At 66.4% G+C, this 18,800-nt stretch carries 19 protein-coding genes; 14 read left to right on the top strand and 5 right to left on the bottom strand.

What is annotated here, in order from left to right; all coding sequences use genetic code 11:
- Positions 1–56 precede the first annotated feature (56 nt).
- The 4 genes from OP498_RS12015 (at position 57) to OP498_RS12000 (ending at position 5,629) form a co-directional block, all read left to right on the top strand.
- A complete protein-coding gene (locus OP498_RS12015) occupies positions 57–1,865 on the top strand; it encodes an acyl-CoA dehydrogenase (protein ID WP_280553685.1) in 1,809 nt (602 codons plus the stop codon).
- 61 nt (positions 1,866–1,926) lie between these two features.
- Positions 1,927–3,555, top strand: coding sequence for an acyl-CoA synthetase (locus OP498_RS12010; protein ID WP_280547325.1), 1,629 nt, complete (start codon positions 1,927–1,929; stop codon positions 3,553–3,555).
- A gap of 204 nt (positions 3,556–3,759) precedes the next feature.
- On the top strand, positions 3,760–4,605 hold the full coding sequence (locus OP498_RS12005) for a 3-hydroxybutyryl-CoA dehydrogenase (RefSeq protein WP_280553684.1): 846 nt from the start codon (positions 3,760–3,762) through the stop codon (positions 4,603–4,605).
- 250 nt (positions 4,606–4,855) lie between these two features.
- Complete coding sequence (locus tag OP498_RS12000) at positions 4,856–5,629, top strand: enoyl-CoA hydratase-related protein (protein ID WP_280553682.1); 774 nt, start codon at positions 4,856–4,858, stop codon at positions 5,627–5,629.
- A gap of 164 nt (positions 5,630–5,793) precedes the next feature.
- Here OP498_RS12000 and OP498_RS11995 read toward each other — a convergent pair whose 3' ends face one another.
- Positions 5,794–6,270, bottom strand: a complete 477-nt coding sequence (locus tag OP498_RS11995) for a peroxiredoxin (RefSeq protein WP_280547322.1) — start codon at positions 6,268–6,270, stop codon at positions 5,794–5,796.
- A gap of 563 nt (positions 6,271–6,833) precedes the next feature.
- Between OP498_RS11995 and rbsD the strand changes: the two genes are divergently transcribed.
- Genes rbsD through OP498_RS11970 form a run of 5 tightly spaced genes read left to right on the top strand, consistent with a single transcriptional unit; the run spans position 6,834 to position 11,723 of the window.
- Entirely contained in the window at positions 6,834–7,253 is a 420-nt protein-coding gene (gene rbsD, locus OP498_RS11990) for a D-ribose pyranase (protein WP_280553680.1), read from the top strand.
- A gap of 5 nt (positions 7,254–7,258) precedes the next feature.
- Positions 7,259–8,782, top strand: a complete 1,524-nt coding sequence (locus tag OP498_RS11985) for a sugar ABC transporter ATP-binding protein (protein ID WP_280553732.1) — start codon at positions 7,259–7,261, stop codon at positions 8,780–8,782.
- Positions 8,783–8,786: 4 nt separating this feature from the next.
- Positions 8,787–9,752: a ribose ABC transporter permease gene (gene rbsC, locus OP498_RS11980; RefSeq protein ID WP_133635279.1), complete on the top strand. Its 966-nt coding sequence runs from the start codon at positions 8,787–8,789 to the stop codon at positions 9,750–9,752.
- A 50-nt stretch (positions 9,753–9,802) separates the two neighbouring features.
- On the top strand, positions 9,803–10,690 hold the full coding sequence (gene rbsB, locus OP498_RS11975) for a ribose ABC transporter substrate-binding protein RbsB (RefSeq protein ID WP_280553679.1): 888 nt from the start codon (positions 9,803–9,805) through the stop codon (positions 10,688–10,690).
- A gap of 13 nt (positions 10,691–10,703) precedes the next feature.
- A complete protein-coding gene (locus OP498_RS11970) occupies positions 10,704–11,723 on the top strand; it encodes a substrate-binding domain-containing protein (protein ID WP_280553677.1) in 1,020 nt (339 codons plus the stop codon).
- Here OP498_RS11970 and OP498_RS11965 read toward each other — a convergent pair.
- Together OP498_RS11965 and OP498_RS11960 are read right to left on the bottom strand one after the other, a co-directional pair.
- Positions 11,704–12,459, bottom strand: coding sequence for a Mut7-C RNAse domain-containing protein (locus tag OP498_RS11965; protein ID WP_280553676.1), 756 nt, complete (start codon positions 12,457–12,459; stop codon positions 11,704–11,706). The genes OP498_RS11970 and OP498_RS11965 overlap by 20 nt on opposite strands.
- Before the next feature lie 34 nt (positions 12,460–12,493).
- The gene (locus OP498_RS11960; RefSeq protein ID WP_280553675.1) at positions 12,494–13,375 is read right to left on the bottom strand and encodes a DMT family transporter; all 882 of its coding nucleotides are present in this window, start codon (positions 13,373–13,375) and stop codon (positions 12,494–12,496) included.
- 196 nt (positions 13,376–13,571) lie between these two features.
- Between OP498_RS11960 and OP498_RS11955 the strand changes: the two genes are divergently transcribed.
- From OP498_RS11955 to OP498_RS11935, 5 genes are all read left to right on the top strand, one after another.
- Positions 13,572–14,651, top strand: a complete 1,080-nt coding sequence (locus OP498_RS11955) for an NAD(P)-dependent alcohol dehydrogenase (RefSeq protein WP_280547320.1) — start codon at positions 13,572–13,574, stop codon at positions 14,649–14,651.
- A gap of 149 nt (positions 14,652–14,800) precedes the next feature.
- Positions 14,801–15,145 (top strand): hypothetical protein, encoded by a 345-nt coding sequence (locus OP498_RS11950; RefSeq protein ID WP_280547319.1) that lies wholly within the window; start codon positions 14,801–14,803, stop codon positions 15,143–15,145.
- A gap of 51 nt (positions 15,146–15,196) precedes the next feature.
- The gene (locus OP498_RS11945) at positions 15,197–16,042 is read left to right on the top strand and encodes an MOSC N-terminal beta barrel domain-containing protein (protein WP_280553674.1); all 846 of its coding nucleotides are present in this window, start codon (positions 15,197–15,199) and stop codon (positions 16,040–16,042) included.
- Between the two features lie 106 nt (positions 16,043–16,148).
- The gene (locus tag OP498_RS11940) at positions 16,149–16,922 is read left to right on the top strand and encodes an ADP-ribosylglycohydrolase family protein (RefSeq protein ID WP_280547317.1); all 774 of its coding nucleotides are present in this window, start codon (positions 16,149–16,151) and stop codon (positions 16,920–16,922) included.
- A 551-nt stretch (positions 16,923–17,473) separates the two neighbouring features.
- Complete coding sequence (locus OP498_RS11935; RefSeq protein WP_280553673.1) at positions 17,474–17,896, top strand: hypothetical protein; 423 nt, start codon at positions 17,474–17,476, stop codon at positions 17,894–17,896.
- Between the two features lie 38 nt (positions 17,897–17,934).
- Here OP498_RS11935 and OP498_RS11930 read toward each other — a convergent pair whose 3' ends face one another.
- Positions 17,935–18,120 carry a hypothetical protein gene (locus tag OP498_RS11930; protein ID WP_280553672.1) on the bottom strand — a complete coding sequence of 62 codons (186 nt, stop codon included), beginning with the start codon at positions 18,118–18,120 and terminating at the stop codon, positions 17,935–17,937.
- A 580-nt stretch (positions 18,121–18,700) separates the two neighbouring features.
- Positions 18,701–18,800 (bottom strand): type II toxin-antitoxin system RelE/ParE family toxin (locus tag OP498_RS11925; RefSeq protein WP_280553731.1); only part of this gene is annotated, 100 nt, incomplete at its 5' end.

The raw sequence follows: 18,800 nt of genomic DNA, 5'->3' as shown, positions 1-18,800 counted from the left end.
GCCAGCGAAAAGTAGTGAATCTACTATCGCCGTTATCATTTTCCCCGAGGTGACCCATGGCCCCCTATGCCGCCCCCGTCCGCGACGTCCGCTTCGTGCTGGAGGAGATGCTCGAGCACGGCTCGCTCGCCCTGCCTGGCTTCGAGGAGGCCAGCCCTGACCTGGTGGAGGCCGTGCTGGAGGAGGCTGCCAGGCTGGCCGGCGAGATGTGGGCGCCGCTCAACGCCAGCGGTGACCGCCAGGGCTGCATCCGCCGCGACGACAGCGGCGTGACCGTTCCCGACGGCTTTATCGAGGCCTATCGCGCCTACGCCGAGGGCGGCTGGAACGGCATCGGCGTCAGTGAGGCGCTGGGCGGCCAGGGCCTGCCCGAGGTGGTGGCCAGCGCTGTCCAGGAGATGCTCCACGGCGCCAACATGGCGCTGGGCCTGTGCCCGATGCTCACCGCCGGGGCCATCGAGGCCCTGGCCCACCACGGCAGCGAGGCGCAGCAGGCCATTTACCTGCCGAAGCTGGTGGATGGCAGCTGGACCGGCACCATGAACCTCACCGAGCCCCAGGCGGGCTCGGATCTCTCCAAGGTGCGCACCCGTGCCGTGCCCCAGGAGGACGGCAGCTACCGGCTCTTCGGCCAGAAGATCTATATCACCTGGGGCGAGCACGACGCCGCCGAGAACATCATCCACCTGGTATTGGCGCGCAAGCCCGATGCCCCGGAAGGCAACAAGGGGATCTCGCTGTTCCTGGTGCCGAAGTACTTGGTGTCTGAGCCCCTGGTCAACGCCGATGGCACCCTGGGCGAGCGCAACGACGTCACCTGCGCTTCCATCGAGCACAAGCTGGGCATCCACGGCTCGCCCACCTGCACCCTGAGCTTCGGCGAGAACGACGGCGCCATCGGCTATCGGGTGGGCGAGGAGGGCCGCGGCCTCAACCACATGTTCACCATGATGAACGAGGCGCGCCACAAGGTGGGAATCCAGGGCATCGGCGTGGCCGAGCGGGCCTGTCAGCACGCCTTCGCCTACGCCCTGGACCGGACCCAGGGCCGCAGCCCGCGCTCCGGCCGCAGCGACTGCCCCATCAGCGATCACCTCGACGTGCGGCGCATGCTGCTCTCCATGCGCGCCCGTACCGACGCCCTGCGCGTCCTGGCGCTCTATTGCGCCTCCCTGCTCGATGTGGCCCGCCACGCCGCCGACGAGAGCGAGCGCGCCGCCGCCCAGGCGCGGGTCGACGTGCTGATCCCGGTGGTCAAGGCCTTCTCCACCGACCAGGCCGTGGAGATCGCCTCGCTGGGCGTGCAGGTGCACGGCGGCATGGGCTACATCGAGGAGACCGGCGCCGCCCAGCTGCTGCGCGACGCCCGCATCGCCCCCATTTACGAGGGCACCAACGGCATCCAGGCCCTGGACCTGGCCGGCCGCAAGCTGCAGCGCAATGGCGGCGCGGCGCTGGCCAGCCTGATCGACGACGTTGAGGCCACCGCCGCGACGCTCGAGGAGAACGCCGAGCTGGCCGCGCTGGGCGAGAGCCTGGCCGCGGGCGCCGCGGACCTGCGCGCCGCCATGTCGCGAGTGCTTGAGGCGGGCGCCGACCCCGAGCGCGGCGCCGATGCCGTCCAGGCCTATGCTACCCCTTTCCTGTCGCTGGCTGGCCACGTGCTGTGCGCCTGGCAGATGGGCCGGGCGGCGCTGGCGGCTAGCGCCGCCCAGGCCGCTGGTAGCGACGACCCGTTCTATCGGGCCAAATGCCAGAGCGCCGACTACGCTATTCGCCAATGGCTACCGGTGGGCCGCGCCCAGCGGGCGGTGATCGAGGCCGGCATGGCGAGTCTCGCCGCCTTCGACGCGGCCACCCAGTGATCTTCCCGCCGCCGGCCTCGCGCCGGCGGCGTGCTTTTCAGACCACGCTACGGAGTCAACCATGAGCCAGAGCATCTTCGAGCAGGGCCTCCCCAGGACCCCCGCCAACTTCGTGGCGCTCTCGCCACTGACCTTCATCGAGCGTACCGCCTCGGTCTATCCGGATTATCCCGCGGTGGTCCACGGCGAGACCCGCCGCGATTGGGGCACCACCTGGGAGCGCTGCCGGCGGCTCGCCTCGGCGCTGGAGCAGCGCGGTATCCGGCCCGGCGAGACGGTGGCCGCCATGCTGCCTAACGTGCCGGCGATGTTCGAGGCTCACTTCGGGGTGCCCCTGGCCGGCTGCGTGCTCAACACCCTGAACATCCGCCTGGACGCCGAGGCCATCGCCTACATGCTCGAGCACGGCGAGGCCAGCGCAATCCTCGTCGACCCCGAGTTCAGCGATGTCATCGAGGCCGCGGTGGCCAAGCTCGAGAACAAACCCTTGATCATCGACGTGGCGGACGCGCAGTTCGTGCCCGATGGTCGAGCCATTGGTGATCTCGAGTACGAGGCGCTGCTGGCGGAGGGCGATCCCGCCTATCCCTATCGGCTGCCCGAGGACGAGTGGCAGGCGATTTCGCTCAACTACACCTCCGGAACCACCGGCAAGCCCAAGGGCGTGGTCTATCACCATCGCGGCGCCTATCTGAATGCCACCAGCAATATCCTGGTGTGGGCGATGCCCCACCATCCGGTCTACCTCTGGACCCTGCCGATGTTCCACTGCAACGGCTGGTGCTTCCCCTGGACCATCGCCGCCGCCGCCGGCACCAACGTCTGCCTGCGCAAGGTGGAGGCGAAGAAGGTGATGGACCTGATCGCTGACGAGCAGGTGAGCCATTTCAGCGGCGCGCCCATCGTGCTCAACGGCCTGGTCAACCTGCCCGCGGAGGATAAGCGCGCCTTCGACCACCCGGTCAAGGTCACCACCGCGGGGGCGGCGCCACCCGCCTCGGTGATCGCCGGCGTGGAGAAGCTCGGCATCGACGTGACCCACGTCTACGGCCTCACCGAGGTCTACGGCCCGGTGACCTCCTGTGCCTGGCGTGAGGCCTGGGATGAGCTGCCGATGGAAGAGCGGGCCAGGATCAAGTCCCGTCAGGGGGTTCGCTACCCCATGCTGGAGGCGCTCTGCGTGGCCGACCCCAACACCCTGGAGCCGGTGCCCAAGGACGGCCAGACCCTCGGCGAGATCCTGATGCGTGGCAACAACGTGATGAAGGGCTATCTGAAGAACGAGGCGGCCACCGAGCAGGCCCTGGAGGGCGGCTGGTACCATACCGGCGACCTCGCCGTGTGGCATGCCGACGGCTACCTCGAGATCAAGGACCGCTCCAAGGACATCATCATTTCCGGCGGCGAGAACATCTCCACCATCGAGGTGGAGGACACCATCTATTCGCACCCAGCGGTGGAGGAGGCCGCGGTGGTGGCCAAGCCCGACGAGAAGTGGGGCGAGATTCCTTGTGCCTTCGTCAAGCTCAAGGTCGGCTATGGCGAGGTCACCGAGCAGGAGATCATCGACCACTGCCGGGCGCACCTGGCGCACTTCAAGGCGCCGAAGGCGGTGATCTTCAGCGAGCTGCCCAAGACCTCCACCGGCAAGATCCAGAAGTTCGTGCTGCGCGAAGAAGCGCGCAAGTAGGAACGATGCTCCCATTGCGATGGCCTTGGCCGGCTATGACATGGGCAGAGGCGCAGGGGTTTGTGGGAGCGATGCTTGCATCGCGATGGGTCTGGCGGAGCACTGAGGCCCTCTTCGGGGTCAAGGCCCTCTTCAGGCTTGTCGCCGGAAAAAGCTTCGAGCGACAGTCCATGGCAGATCAAGACAAATCATCAGGAGAGTGCAATGAGTGATCAACCGATCGGCGTGGTCGGCGCCGGCACCATGGGCCAGGGCATCGCCCAGGTCCTGGCCACCAGCGGCTTCGCCGTCAAGCTCTACGATGTGGCCGACGAGCAGCTCGGGCGTGCCCGGGCGGCCATCGACAAGGGCCTGGGCAAGCTGGTGGCCAAGGAGAAGCTCAGTGATGCCGACCGGGAGGCTGCCCTGGCGCGCCTGGATACCACGACGGCGTTGGACGCCCTGCGTGACTGCGAGGTGATCATCGAGGCCGCCCCCGAGCAGCCGGCGCTCAAGGAGAAGCTGTTCCGCGACCTGAGCCGCCTGAGCCACGAGGCGATACTGGCCTCCAACACCTCCTCGCTGTCGCTGACGCGGCTCGCCGCCGTCTGCGAGCGCCCCGAGCGGGTGGTGGGCATGCACTTCTTCAACCCGGTGCCGGTGCTCAAGCTGGTCGAGGTGATTCGCGCCGAGCAGACGTCCGACGCTACCGTGTCGCGCATCGAGCAACTGGCTGCCGACCTCGGCAAGACGCCGGTGCCGGTGGGCGACTCGCCCGGCTTCGCGGTCAACCGCCTGCTGGTGCCGATGATCAACGAGGCGGCCTTCCTGGTGCAGGAGGGCGCTGCCACCCCCGAGGCGGTGGACGAGGCCATGAAGTTGGGCGCCGCCCATCCGATGGGCCCGCTGGCGCTGGGTGACCTGATCGGCCTGGATGTCTGCCTGGCGATCATGGAGGTGCTGCAGGATGGCTTCGGCGATCCCAAGTACCGCCCCTGCCCGCTGCTCAAGCGCATGGTGGCCGCCGGCTACCTGGGGCGGAAGAGTGGCCGCGGCTTCCACGTCTACTAGGAAGCGACGATTCACTACTGCGCTCGATATCCTGGCCGCCGGCGGTCCCGAAGCGTCGGACCGTCGCTCTCCTCATGTAGCAGGCTACACTCCGGGAGCTGCGGTCCGGCGGCAACCAGCCTATCTTCGCTCGTGGCGTGAATCGAATGCTTCCTTCTCGTTGATACGCCGAAGAGGGGATTGCCGCCCAACCAAGCGTTCGCTAGGGTTGGGCGGTCTACCCTTCAAGAACAACGCCAGGAGCCCCCAAATGAGCGAGTCCCCGATTGAAGTTGTAGAAAACGCCGGCATCGTGCGCCTGACCATCAGCCGTCCCAAGGCGCTGAATGCCCTGAACAGCGACGTGCTGGTCGAGCTGGAGCGCGTGCTGGCCGAGCTCGAGGCCCGCGACGACCTGCGTGCCGTGTTGATCACTGGCGCCGGCGAGAAGTCCTTCGTGGCCGGTGCCGATATCGCCGAGATGCGCGAGAAGACACCCGAGCAAGCCCGCGACTTCGCCCGTCAGGCGCTGGCGACCTTCAAGCGTCTGGAGACCCTGCCAGTGCCCACCGTGGCGCTGGTCAACGGCTTCTGCCTGGGCGGGGGCTGCGAGCTGGCGCTGGCCTGCGACTGGGCGGTGGCCAGCGACAACGCCATCTTCGGTCAGCCCGAGGTGCTGCTCGGCGTGATCCCCGGCTTCGGCGGCACCCAGCGCCTGCCGCGTCGGGTCAGCCCGGCCATGGCCATCGACCTGTGCACCACCGGGCGCAAGATCGACGCTGCCGAGGCGCTGCGCATCGGTCTGGTCAACCGCGTGATGCCCCAGGCCGAGCTCGAGGGCTACGTCGATGAGCTCACCAAGCAGATCGGCGGCAATGGTCCGCGGTCGGTGCGCGCCGCCAAGCAGGCGATCCACGACGGCATGGACCAGGACCTGGACAGCGCCCTGGCGCTGGAGAATGCCCTGTTCGCCTTCTGCTTCGCCGGCGACGAGCAGACCGAGGGCATGAGCGCCTTCGTCGAGAAGCGCAAGCCGAACTTCTGAGCCGTCATCAACTTGGCAAGCAGAAACAGCGCGGCCGTGGCATGGATGCCACGGCCGCGCTGCGTCCGGCGGGTGATCACCGTCACCCTCTCCAGGCGCTCGAAGGGGGTATTGATATTAAGGGGAAAGGCTCATGGAGGCCTGACGTGTCGGGTGGCCAAGGCCTACAGCTGGGCCAGCACCGTCTCGGCACTGCTCTTGTCGACGCCCTTCTCGTCGATGCCCAGTGACGTCACCACGCCGTCATCGACGATCATCGCGAAGCGCTGAGAGCGAATGCCCATGCCGCCGGCGGTCGCGTCCTTCTCCAGCCCCAGCGCCCGGGTCAGCTCGGCGTTGCCGTCGGCCAGCATGGTGAAGGCCTGGGCGTTCTGGTCCTGCTGCCAGGCACCCATCACGAAGGCGTCGTTGACCGACAGGCAGGCGATGGCGTCGACGCCCTTGGCGAGGATCTTGTCGGCATTGACCACGAAGCCCGGCATATGGGTGTTGGAACAACCGGGAGTGAAGGCGCCGGGCACCGCGAACAATACCACCCTGCGGCCGGCGAACAGCTCGCCAGTGGATAGGTCCTGGGGGCCGTCCGGGCCGTTGGTCTTGAGGGTCACGTCGGGAATTCGGTCGCCGATGGCAATCGTCATGGCGGGCTCCTTGGTTTGGGGTATGACGTCGTCAGTCTGCCCCCCTGAGGGCGGTTTCGCCAAGCCCCGGACGTGCGGCAAGGGAGTGGCGCACGGTATTCGGTCAGGCGAGTGGGATAGGGGTCGAGATGCTCCACCATGGGGAAACCTCCTCGTGATTCCAGTAACGCAAATCCCGAATGTCCCATGGGGAAACGGGGGGAACAGTGCCGGGCCAATCCGCTGGTTCGCCAGTGGGTAGGGGTTCCCGCATGCGTTTCACTCCTCGGTACTCTCGGGTCGAGACCGCGAGAGTTCAACCCACGAGTCAGTATGGCCGGGAGGTTTATCCCGGAGGGTGTGCCAGCGTCAGCCGCAGTCGCGCCACGCGCTTCTGCATTCGCGACACATGGCTGCCGTGCCAATAGAGCCGGCCGACGCTTGGCATCCCCTGGAAGAACGCGACGGACATGGCCATGTGCCAAGGATGTCATGCGCTCGGTTAGACTTATGGATAATCGCGTCCGCAAACGTTTGCGTCCTACGCTGAAGCGCATTATTGCGAAACCACGCCTGGATGTGCCATGAAACGCCAAGGCCTGCTCAATGCCCCCCTCGCCAAGCTCATCGCCGAACTTGGCCACACCGACACCCTCGTGATCGCCGATGCCGGGCTGCCGATCCCGCCGGGCGTGCCCCGCGTCGACCTGGCGCTGCGTCCAGGCCTGCCCGGCTTCCTCGAGGTGTTCGACGCTCTCTCCGGCGAGCTCTGCGTGGAGGAGGCGACCCTGGCCAGCGAAATGCTCGAGGCGAGTCCCGACCTGCACGCGCAGCTCGAGGCGCGGCTCGCGGCCTTGGAGGTGCGGGACGGCGTCACGCTGGGGCGCACCCGGGTCGCCCATGAGGACTTCAAGCGCCTGCTGCCCTCGGCGCGGGCTGTGGTCCGCACCGGCGAGTGCACGCCCTTCGCCAACGTCGTGCTGCGCAGCGGGGTGCCGTTTTGAGCCCCGTGCAGCATGAGGCCGGGGCCTCGGCGCCGCTCATGGCGCTGGAGGGGATCGGCAAGTCGTTCGGTGGGGTCCCGGTGCTGCAGGACGTCGACCTGGCGCTGCATACCGGCCACGTGCTGGCGCTGGCCGGGGAGAACGGGGCCGGCAAGTCGACCCTGATGAAGGTGCTGAGCGGCGTCCACCAGGCCGACGCCGGGGTGATCCACCTGCGCGGACACGAGGTGCGCTTCGCCACCCCGCGCCAGGCCATGGATGCGGGCATCGCCATTATCCACCAGGAGCTCAACCTGGTGCCGACCCTGTCGGCGGGCGAGAACATCTTCCTCGGCCGTGAGCCGCTCACGGCCTGGGGCAGCATCGACTGGCGGCGCCTGTTCCGCGAGGCGGCCGCGCTGCTGGAGGAACTGGAGCAGCCCATCGACCCGCGCACGCTGGTCTCGCGGCTGAGCATCGGCCAGCAGCAGATGGTGGAGATCGCCCGGGCGCTCTCCCTGGACGCCGAGATCATCGTCATGGACGAGCCCACCGACGCCCTGACGGACGTCGAGACCGCGGTTCTCGAGCGGGTGGTGGCCAGCCTGCGGGCCGCCGGCAAGTCGCTGGTGCTGATCACCCACCGGCTGGCCGAGATCTTTCGCATGTGCGACGACGTGGCCGTGCTGCGCGACGGCCGCCTGGTCCACCAGGGCCCCACGGCCGAGTCCAACGAGGACCGGCTGATCCAGCAGATGGTCGGGCGGGAGCTGGCCGACCGCTATCCCTACGAGCCTCCCCGGGCGGGCGAGGTGGTGCTCGAGGTCGAAAACCTCGTGGCGCCTGGGGTCCAGGACATCTCCTTCTCGGCCCGGGCTGGCGAGGTGCTGGGCTTCGGCGGACTGATGGGCGCCGGGCGCACCGAGATGTGCCGGGCCCTGTGCGGCGACGTGCCCCGTCACGCCGGTCGAGTGAGGGTGCACGGCCGCGAGGTGCGGTTCACCTCGCCCCAGCAGGGCCTGAAGGCTGGCCTGGTCTATGTTCCCGAGGACCGCAAGCAGTCGGGCCTGGTGCTCGATCACTCGGTGGCCGATAACATGTCCCTCACCGCGCTGCCGGCCTTCTGCGGCCCGCTCGGCCTCATCCGCCACGCCCGCGAGCGCTCGGCCGTCACCCACTACATCGACGCCTTCCGCATCAAGCTGAGCGACCCCGACCAGCCCGCCCAGACCCTCTCCGGCGGCAACCAGCAGAAGGTCTCGCTGGCCAAGGCGCTGATGCCCGAGCCTGAGATCGTCATCCTCGACGAGCCCACCCGCGGCGTCGATGTCGGCGCCAAGCGCGAGATCTACCTGCTGATCAACCGGCTCAAGCGCGAGGGCAAGTGCGTCCTGCTGATCTCCTCCGAGATGCCGGAGCTGATCGGCCTGTCCGACCGAATCCTCGTGCTCGCCAACGGGCTCGTCAGCGGCGAGTTCCAGCGTGACGACGCCACCCAGGAAAAGATCATGACCGCGGCGGCACACGTCGCCACGCCGATGGAGACCTGACCCCATGACTGCTATCACCATGAACCGATCGGCGATGCGCATGCTGATCGACAACAAGGCCTTCCTGGCCCTGATGCTCCTGGTCGCGGTCAGTGCCGCCATGAGCGACAACTTCCTGACCCCGGACAACCTGCTCAACGTCCTCCGGCAGACCAGCATCAACGCCATCATCGCCATGGGCGTGACCTTCGTGATCCTGACCGCCGGCATCGACCTGTCGGTGGGCGCCGTGCTGGCGCTGAGCGGGGCCTTCGCCGCCTCGATGACCGCCTCGGGGCTGGCGCCCTGGCTCAGCGTGCCCGGCTCCATCGCCGCCGGGGCGGCGATGGGCATGGTGTCGGGGCTCTTCGTTGCCTTCGGGCGGATCCAGGCCTTCGTGGTTACCCTAGTCGCCATGACCGTCGTCCGGGGCGCGGCCCTTGTCTATACCGATGGCCGACCGATCTCGATCGGAGGCGGCGACGTTGCCGACGCCTTCTGGCAGCTTGGCGGCGGCTACTGGATGGGGATCCCCATTCCCATCTACCTGATGTTCTTCGTGTTCGTGCTGTGCTGGAGCGTGCTGCACCACACCCGCTTCGGCCGCCACGTCTATGCTGTCGGGGGCAACGAGCAGGTCGCCCGGCTGTCGGGCATCAACGTCAACCGCATCAAGGTCAGCGTCTACGCCATCGCCGGGGCCTGCGCCGCCCTGGCCGGCGTGGTGCTGACGGCCCGCCTCGGGTCGGCCCAGCCCAATGCCGGCATGACATACGAGCTCGACGCCATCGCCGCCGTGGTCATCGGCGGCACCAGCCTGATGGGCGGGCGCGGCCGCATCTTCGGGACCCTGGTGGGGGCGCTGGTCATTGGCGTGCTCAACAATGCCCTGAACATCCTCGGCGTCTCGTCCTACTTCCAGATGATCGCCAAGGGGGCGGTCATCCTGCTGGCGGTGCTGATCGACAGCCGCTCGCAGTCCTCGTCCTGAGCTCGGCCCGGGCCCGGACATCCACAACAAGACCTCAGGAGCCTTGCCACATGAAAAAGCTGATCCTGGCCACCGCCGTGGCCGCCGGAGTGGGCCTCGGAACGGCCCAGAGCGCCATGGCCGACCGTATCGCCCTGGTCATCTCGACGCTCAACAACCCGTTCTTCGTGACCCTCCAGGAGGGCGCCCAGGCCGAGGCGGAGGAGCTCGGCCACGAGCTGATCGTGCTCGATTCGGGCAACGACGCCGCGCGCGAGCTCTCCAACGTCGAGGATGCCCTGGCGCGTGACATCGATGTGCTGCTGATCAACCCCACCGACTCCGACGCCGTCGCCTCGGGGGTGCGGACCGCCAACGCCCAGGACGTGCCGGTCATCACCCTGGACCGCAGCGCCAACGGCGGCAGTGTGGTCTCACACATCGCCTCCGACAACGTCGCCGGCGGCAAGCTGGCTGGCGAGTTCATCATCGAGCAGCTCGGCGGCGAGGGGCAGGTCGTGCAGCTCGAGGGCGTGCCCGGCGCCTCGGCCACGCGCAACCGCGGGGAAGGCTTCATGACTGCCATCGAGGGCGTCGACGGCATCGAGCTGGTGGCCACCCAGCCGGCCAACTTCAACCGCAGCGAGGGCCTCAACGTCATGGAGAACCTGCTGCAGGCCCACCAGGGCATCGACGCGGTGTTTGCCCAGAACGACGAGATGGCCCTCGGCGCTCAGCGTGCCCTGCAGGCGGGCGGCCTGGAGAATGTCGTCCTGGTCGGCTTCGACGGCACCGATGACGGCATCCAGGCCGTCAACGACGGCAAGATGGCCGCCACTATCGCCCAGCAGCCGGCGCGCATCGGCGAGCTCGGGGTGATCACCGCCGACCGCCTGATCAGGGGCGAGAGCGTGGACGAGAACGTCCCGGTCCCCCTCCAGCTGGTGACCCAGGAGTAATCCCCACAGGGCCATGATTCGCCTCAAGGACGTCGCCAGGCAATCGGGCGTCTCGGTCACTACCGTGTCGCACGTGGTCAACGGCACGCGGCGCGTTGCCCCCGATACCGAGGATCGGGTGCAGCGCGCCATCGCCGAGCTGGGCTACCGCCCCGACAGCATCGCCCGGGCCCTGAAGTCGAACCGCAGCCGCACGATCGGGATGATCGTGACGGCCGCCAACAACCCCTTCTTCGCCGAGGTCATCCGCGGGGTCGAGGACCACTGCTTCGCCCAGGGCTACAGCCTGATGCTGTGCAACACCGGCGATGCGGACGCCCGGCAGCTGACCTACCTGCAGGCCCTGCGCGACAAGCGCGTCGACGGCCTGATCGTGATGACCGCCCACAGCGGTCCCGACTTCCTGGAGGCGCTGGCCCGCCAGCCCCTGCCGACCGTGCTGATGGATGCCGCCCCGCCCGACGGCGACGACATCGCCGTGGTCAACGACGACTCTCGCCTGGGCGCATGCCTGGCCATCGGCCACCTGCTGGAGCGGGGGCTCGAGGACATCGCCCTGCTGACCGGGCCGGTGGCCCATCCCCGGTCGGCGGAGCGCCTGGCCGGCGCCCTGGCCGCGCTGGATGCCGCCGGCATCCGGCCGGATGCGTCGCGCATCGTCGCCACCAACCTGCTCGCCGACGGTGGCTACGACGCCATGCGGCATCTCCTCAAGCGGCGCCCCTACCCGCAGGCGCTGTTCGCCTTCAACGACCTGGTGGCCATCGGCGCCATGCGAGCGGCCCGCGAGCACGGCCTCACACTGCCCGATGACCTCTCCGTGGTGGGCTACGACGACATCGAGCTGGGCCGCTATCTCAGCCCGGCCCTGACCACCGTGCAGCAACCCATCTACGAAATCGGTACCATGGCGAGCATCCAACTGATCGAGCGCCTGGAGCATCGCCGGCCCCTGCGGCGGCTACTGCAGCTCGCTCCCCGCCTGGTGGTGCGAGAGTCGGTGCGCGAGTCTGTCAGGACCGCCGACGGTTGAGCCCCCGCCGCCGCAGACGCTCCACCATCGCCTCCATCCGCGAGACATGGCTGCCGTGCCAATAGAGCCGGCCGCACGCCTCGCACTGCAGGAAGTCGTCCACGTACTGCCGCGTCAGTGGCTCGAGCCGGTCGATCACCGCCTCCTTGGCCACTGAGACGAGACGTCCATTGCAATGCGTGCAGCGGGTGAAGGGGGCGAAGGCCGGGACGAGGTCGAACTCCCGGCACACCTCCTCGACCTGCTGCCAGGGGGCGTCGGCGCGCACGTAGTGGGCGAGGCGGATGCGCTTGCGCTTGAGCAGCCGGCGGTCGCGGGTCAGTAGCACGCGTTGCGTTTCCTCGGCCCGGGCGGCCAGTTCGGCGTCGCCGATGTCGTTGCGATAGTCGCAGTCGAAACCGAGCAGGCGCAGGTAGCGGGCCAGCCTGCCCAGCTGGGCATCCAGCAGGAAGCGTGGGCATGCCGGTGGGCGAGGGCGCAGGTGGCGGGCCGCCGGCGGGGCTGCCGTCCAGGGGTAGACCTCCACCCGCTCACCGCCGGCGAGGATGTGCTCGAAGCCCACCGGCGCTCCGTCGACCAGGATGACGTCCACCTCGGTATGCGGCACTCCCAGCGACTCGATCACGTCCTTGATGGCGGCCCGACGCGACACGTCACGGGAGAGGGGCTTACCGCACGCTGCCGTCGGCAGGAAATCGTTCAGCCGGTCATGGAACCGGAACTCGGCATGGGCCATGGCGTTTCCCGCTCGAGGTATCTGCAGGGTCAGTCTAGGCGACTCGGCGACGGCGACGCCGGATCATGCGGGTGGCGATGGCGGTGCCGGCCAGGGTGATCGCCATGCCGGCCAGTATCTGCAGGCTGAGACGCTCGCCCAGCAGCAGGTAGCCCCAGACCAGAGCGCTGACCGGCACCAGGAAGGTGACCGTGGAGGTGGCCGTGGCCCCGGCGCTGGCGATCAGCCCGAAGTAGAGCAGGAAGGCCAGCGTGGTGCTGAGCACCGCGAGCGCCAGGCCGTTGGCCCAGGCCAGGCCACTGATCGGCTCCGCGGGCCAGAGCATCAGCCCCGGGACGAGCAGGATCAGCGCCGACATGGTGGTGCTGCCGGCGGCCAGCACCCGCACCGGCAGGTGAGTAAGATAGGTCTTCGAGTAGTTGCCGGCCACCCCGTAGCAGAAGGTCGCCCCCAGCACAGCAAGGATGAACCAGCCATCGCCGCCCAGGGCGAAGTCCAGCTGGTCGGCCGAGAGCACATAGACCCCGAACAGCGCCATGGCCAGTCCCAGGTACTGCTGGCGCTGGATGGGCGTGGCGAAGAACAGCGCCCCGAGCAGTGCCGTGAAGATCGGCGTGGTGGCATTGATCAGCGAGGTGAAGCCCGCCTCCAGGCGGGTAGTGGCGAGTGCCAGCAGCGAAAAGGGCAGCACATGGTTGATCAATCCCAGCACCAAGAGCCTGCCCGCATGCTCCCGCACCAGCCTGAGGTAGTGAACGCTGAGTAGCAGCGGCACCAGCAGCGCCGCGCCAACCCCCATGCGCACCAGCACCAGCGGCACCGGGCCGAACTCGGGTGACGCCACCCGCATGAAGATGAACGACAGGCCCCACAACGAGGAGAGCAGCAGCAGGCGCAGGGTATCGGCGGGTGACATTCCAGTTCCTTTGGAGAGCGAAAGCGCGTTCGGGTGAACCCGAAGGTTACGGCGGCTCAAGGGCCATGGGAAGCCGTGATGCCACGGGGCACGGAATACGGCGTTGCAGCATGACGTTGATGTGGATCAAAGGTGGAGTCGGAGAACTCCTGCTATAGCTGAAGGGTACTTTTCCTTCACGCGCCAGGAGTCTGTCATGCCCGCCATGATGAAAGCCGCCGTCTTCGTTGAACCCGGCCGCATCGAGATCGACGACCGCCCGATTCCCGACATCGGCCCCAACGATGCCCTGATCCGGGTGACCACCACCACCATCTGCGGCACCGACGTGCATATCCTCAAGGGCGAGTACCCGGTGGAGACGGGCCTGATCGTGGGCCATGAGCCGGTGGGGGTGATCGAGAAGCTCGGCGCCAACGTTCAGGGCTATCGGGAAGGGCAGCGGGTGATCGCTGGGGCGATCTGCCCGAGCTTTACCTCCTACGCCTGCCAGGATGGCTGCAGCTCCCAGGATGGCGGCCACCACGCCCACGGCTACAAGCCCATGGGCGGCTGGCGCTTCGGCAACACCATCGACGGCGCCCAGGCCGAGTACCTGTGCGTGCCGGATGCCCAGGCCAACCTCTCGCCGGTGCCCGACGGCCTCACCGACGACCAGGTGCTGATGTGCCCCGATATCATGTCCACCGGCTTCGCCGGCGCCGAATCCGCCAACATCAAGATCGGCGACAGCGTGGCGGTATTCGCCCAGGGCCCCATCGGCCTGTGCGCCACTGCCGGCGCCCGGCTGCGCGGCGCGGGGCTGATCATCGCCGTGGACGGCGTCGATGAGCGCCTCGAGATGGCCCGCAAGATGGGCGCCGACGTGACCCTCAACTTCCGCCAGGTGGACGTCGTTTCCGAGATCCTCAAGCTCACCGGCGGGCGCGGCGTGGATGCCTCCATCGAGGCGTTGGGGCTGCAGCAGACCTTCGAGCAGGCGCTGCGTGTCATCAAGCCCGGCGGCACCCTGTCGAGCCTCGGGGTCTACTCCGAGAGCCTCACCATCCCGCTGGACGCCTTCTGCGCGGGCCTGGGCGACCATCGCATCGTCACCTCGCTGTGCCCCGGCGGCAAGGAGCGCATGCGCCGGCTGATGCAGATCATCGACAGCGGCCGCCTGGATCTCGGCCCGATGGTCACCCACCGCTACCCGCTGGAGAAGATCGTCGATGCCTACGACCTCTTCTCTCATCAGCGTGACGGCGTGCTGAAGGTCGCCCTCGAGGTGTCGTGAGGGTTACCGAACGCGAGAAAGGGTCCTGAAACAGGGGGCGGCGAGGGACCGCCAACCCGGCATGCGCCATGGGGCGGGTGTTGGCGGAGGCATGGCTTCCGCGAGAGTTCTGGTACACTCGCGCCATCCCTGTGGTTGACGGAGACACGATGGAAACGGAACTGAATGAATTCGAGCAGCAGATGCGTCGCGAGATCAACGCCTTCATGGATAACGAGCAGGAGACCCGTCGCAAGGCGGCGACCTCGCCCCCCGAATGGCCCGCCGACGCGAACCCTGCCCCCAAGGCCACGCGCAGCAAGCCATCCGGCGCGCCGAAGACCGGCCACCTGGTGAAGCTGGCGGTGCGCACCAAGCCGCTGGAGCTCGATAGCGTCTTCGAGCACGTCTCCTCCAGCATCTCCAAGGTCGAGGCTCAGCTGGAAGCCGAGAAGGCCGCCCGCAAGGCGGGTTATCCGATCATCGGCTACGTGGTCGAGACCCGCCGGCTGTAATCGCTTTCTGGCTGGGCTAGGCTTGGGGCTTTCCCGCCTCAGGAGCCGCCCGTGAGGATCACCGAACTTCATATCTATCCCGTCAAATCGCTGGGCGGTATCACGCTCGGCCAGGCCGAACTGGGCGCCCGGGGCTTGACCTATGACCGCCACTGGATGGTGGTCGACGACATCGGCCGCTTCGTCACCCAGCGCCAGCTGCCGCACATGGCGCGGATCGTCGTGCGCCTGGATGACGAGGCGCTGATACTGGAATACCCCGAGGCGGCGCCGCTGCGCATTTCGCTTCGGCGTGACGACCAGCCCCGACTGCCGGTGTATGTCTGGGACGACCAGTGCCAGGCACTGGACGAGGGGGCGGAGGCCGCCGCGTGGCTCGGCGCCGTGCTGGGCGACTTCAAGGGCAGTGGCCTGCGGTTGGTGCGTTTCGCGCCGGACCAGCGTCGTGCGGTCGACACGCATTTCCTGGCGCCCGGCGAACTGGCCCACACCGCCTTCGCCGATGGCTATCCCTTCCTGGTGGTCTCCGAGGCCTCGCTGGCCGAGGTCAACCGGACGCTGCAGGCCAAGGGCCTCGCCCCGGTGCCCATGGCGCGCTTCCGGCCCAGTATCGTCGTGGACGGTGACGAGCCCTTCGCCGAGGACGGCTGGGGCGAGCTTTCCCTCCACGAGGGCGCGGTCCGGCTGGGGCTGCGCAAGCCCTGCCAGCGCTGCAAGATCACCACCGTCGACCAGGCGACCGGCAAGATCGCCGTGCCCGGCGAGCCGCTGCGCACCCTGGTGGAGATGAGCACCCGCCTGGCCCCCGGCGGCTACTTCGGCCAGAACGCCATCCTGCTGGCGGGCGAGGGCCAGACGATTACCGTCGGCGAAGCGCTGGCGCCGAGCCCGCGCTGATGTCCTGACCCCCTGATTTCCCGGCCCCTGCCGCGCCCCCGCTCCGTGCCGGACTATACTGCGGGAGAGGGCGGGGATTGGAGGCACCGGACGACGGAGGTGACGCATGCTGGGAGCCATCGCCGGCGACATCATCGGCTCGGTCCACGAGCAAGCGGGGACCAAGACCCGCGACTTCCCGCTGTTCACGCCCGGGAGCACCTTCACCGATGATACCGTGCTGAGCGTGGCGGTGGCCGAGGTGCTGCTCGAGGGAGGCGACTTCGCCGAGGCCTTCCACGCCTACTATCACCGCTACCCGGAGGCCGGTTTCGGTGGCCATTTCCGCCAGTGGGCGATAAGCGGTGAGCGTCGCCCCTATCACAGCCTCGCCAATGGCTCGGCCATGCGGGTCAGTCCGGTGGGGTTCGCGGCCAGCTCCCTGGACGAGGCGCTGACGCTGGCCCGACGCAGCGCCGAGGTCACCCACGACCACCCCGAGGGCATCCGTGGCGCCCAAGCCGTGGCGGCCGTCATCTTCCTGGCCCGTCACGGCGCCTCGCGGCTCGAGATCCTCACCGAGATCGAGGAGCGCTTCTACTACGACCTCGCGCCGCGCCTCGACGATATCCGCCCCGGCTACCGCTTCGACGTGACCTGCCGGGGCTCGGTGCCCCAGGCCATCATCGCCTTCCTGGAGGCGGACGGTGTCGAGGAGGCCATCCGCAACGCCGTCTCGCTGGGCGGCGATGCCGACACCCTGGCCTGCATGGCCGGCGGCATGGCGGAAGCCTTCCACGGCGGCGTGCCGGCCCCGATCGCCAAGGAGACCCTGGCCAGACTCGCCCCCGAGCTGCGCTCTGTCGTCGAGGCCTTCCGGGCGCGCCACGGCCTCGACTGACCACTTCCCGGGCCCCGATGCCGGCAGACACGCAGGGCCCTGCCGTGAAGGCAGGCCAGCTCCCCATGACCGCTGCGGGTTCGCATCGAGACCCCGCCAGCGGCTTAGGCAGGCCACCGATTGGCACCAGAAACCTACGACCTTTTCATCAGGCTGCGGTGATACAACCCGAAGCAATCTTTGCTAACGTGAAGTGATTCGATGTTCGCAGGGATGGCGACGCTGATATCCCGCAACCGCCAGGATGGCAGCCCCTTGTGCGCCTTCCGGCGGTAGCGTGCCCCGAGACTGGGAATTTCGCCCCTTGCCCGTCAGCCTGTGGCCGATGGGTTGTATTGGTCGAAGGGCGGCTATCGACCCAAAGCGGCCTTTCCGGCAAATGCAGCAGGAGCGCGAATTTTGGATATGTAGCCTAATTTTAATTAAAATTATGGAGAATTAAGAGATTGAAAGCGCTTTTGCAAGCAGCATTTTTCAATAAAACGTGCCGGCACGTTGATCCAATCATAGAACGCGCCGTCTAATACCTGTTAGGCCACAAGGAACAAACAATGAGAACACTTTTCATAGCCTTATTACTGTTTGCAACAAATGCCTTTGCAGATAAAACACTGCAATGTGAGCGGTACACGGTTAAAGAAGGCGAAGCCTTCAAACAAGACAGAACAATATTTACTTTTACTTTCTCGGCTGACAAGCAATCAGTTATTTACAAGAAAATATCTGGCCCAGAATGGTTTATGCCCTCAGGGTCAGTTTTGCTGCCTATCTGGAGATCCAGGGATGGTTTACGCGTTGTTGTTTCTTGGTTAAATAGTGATTACGAGAAAATTGATACCGTGTGGCACCCAGTACATGTCTTGGATATCGATTTCAAGAAACCAAGATATGAAATGGAAACATATGGTGGCTTCGCTGATTTCGATGAAGTGATTTATTCCCCATGGAAGCAAGAATGCATGCGGACAGACTGAACGTAACGAACGAAAATGGCCTAACAAGGCAAATGCACTCAGACGCCAAAAAGCGCCGCTTCGCTCTGCTTTTTTGCGCCGGTGATTTGCGGCGTTATACCTAAAGGATCAGAATGAAAGCGACCATCGAGTCCCGTTTTAACCAAAATATTGAGCGAGTGCAGAACCTTGCCGACCTCTACAAAGACTACTTGATGGGAGATGGTCCAGGCAGGCGGGGGCATTCAAAGACTGATGTTTTGAGAGCCGCAGTTGTAATGCTACACGCATCAATGGAAGACCTCCTACGCAGCATTGCATACTGGAAGCTCCCTTCTGCGTCTGCTCAGGTATTGCAGAATATTCCTTTGGTCTCGTCGGCTCCAGCCACGAAGTTCACATTGGGAGCTTTATCTGCCCACCGAGGAAAACTGTAGACGAAGTTATTGAGTCATCAGTTAATGGATACTTGGAACGTTCGAACTACAACAATTCAGATGAAGTCGCCACATTTCTTTCAAGTGTTCAAATTGATGTCGAGCAGATACGACCCCATTTTGGCCAGATTCAACCAGTCATGGACAGACGCCATCAAATAGTCCACCGAGCAGATCAGGATGATGAGGCGGCAGGAAGAGGAAATCATAGGGTCACATCAATTGGCCACGGAACAGTCGTCAATTGGATTGCTGCCGTTGAGGCCTTTGGCAAAGCGGTTTTGGATGAAGTTTAGGTATAACCAGGCGGTCAACCGGATGCCAAAAGCGTACCGCTTTTGGTCCCCTCCGCTGGCGCTCCGGCGCCTGTTACCTTAGCGTTACAACGTCATTTCTTCCGCTTTAGATCGCGGTAGAAGTTTTCGTGTGATCCCAGGGCCATCAGTTCGAGGACAAGAGCACCATCATCAAAGCTGTAACCTAGCAGC

The organism is Halomonas sp. 25-S5 (genome assembly GCF_029889845.1).
GTDB lineage: Bacteria > Pseudomonadota > Gammaproteobacteria > Pseudomonadales > Halomonadaceae > Halomonas.
This window is presented reverse-complemented; position numbering and strand designations above follow the sequence as displayed.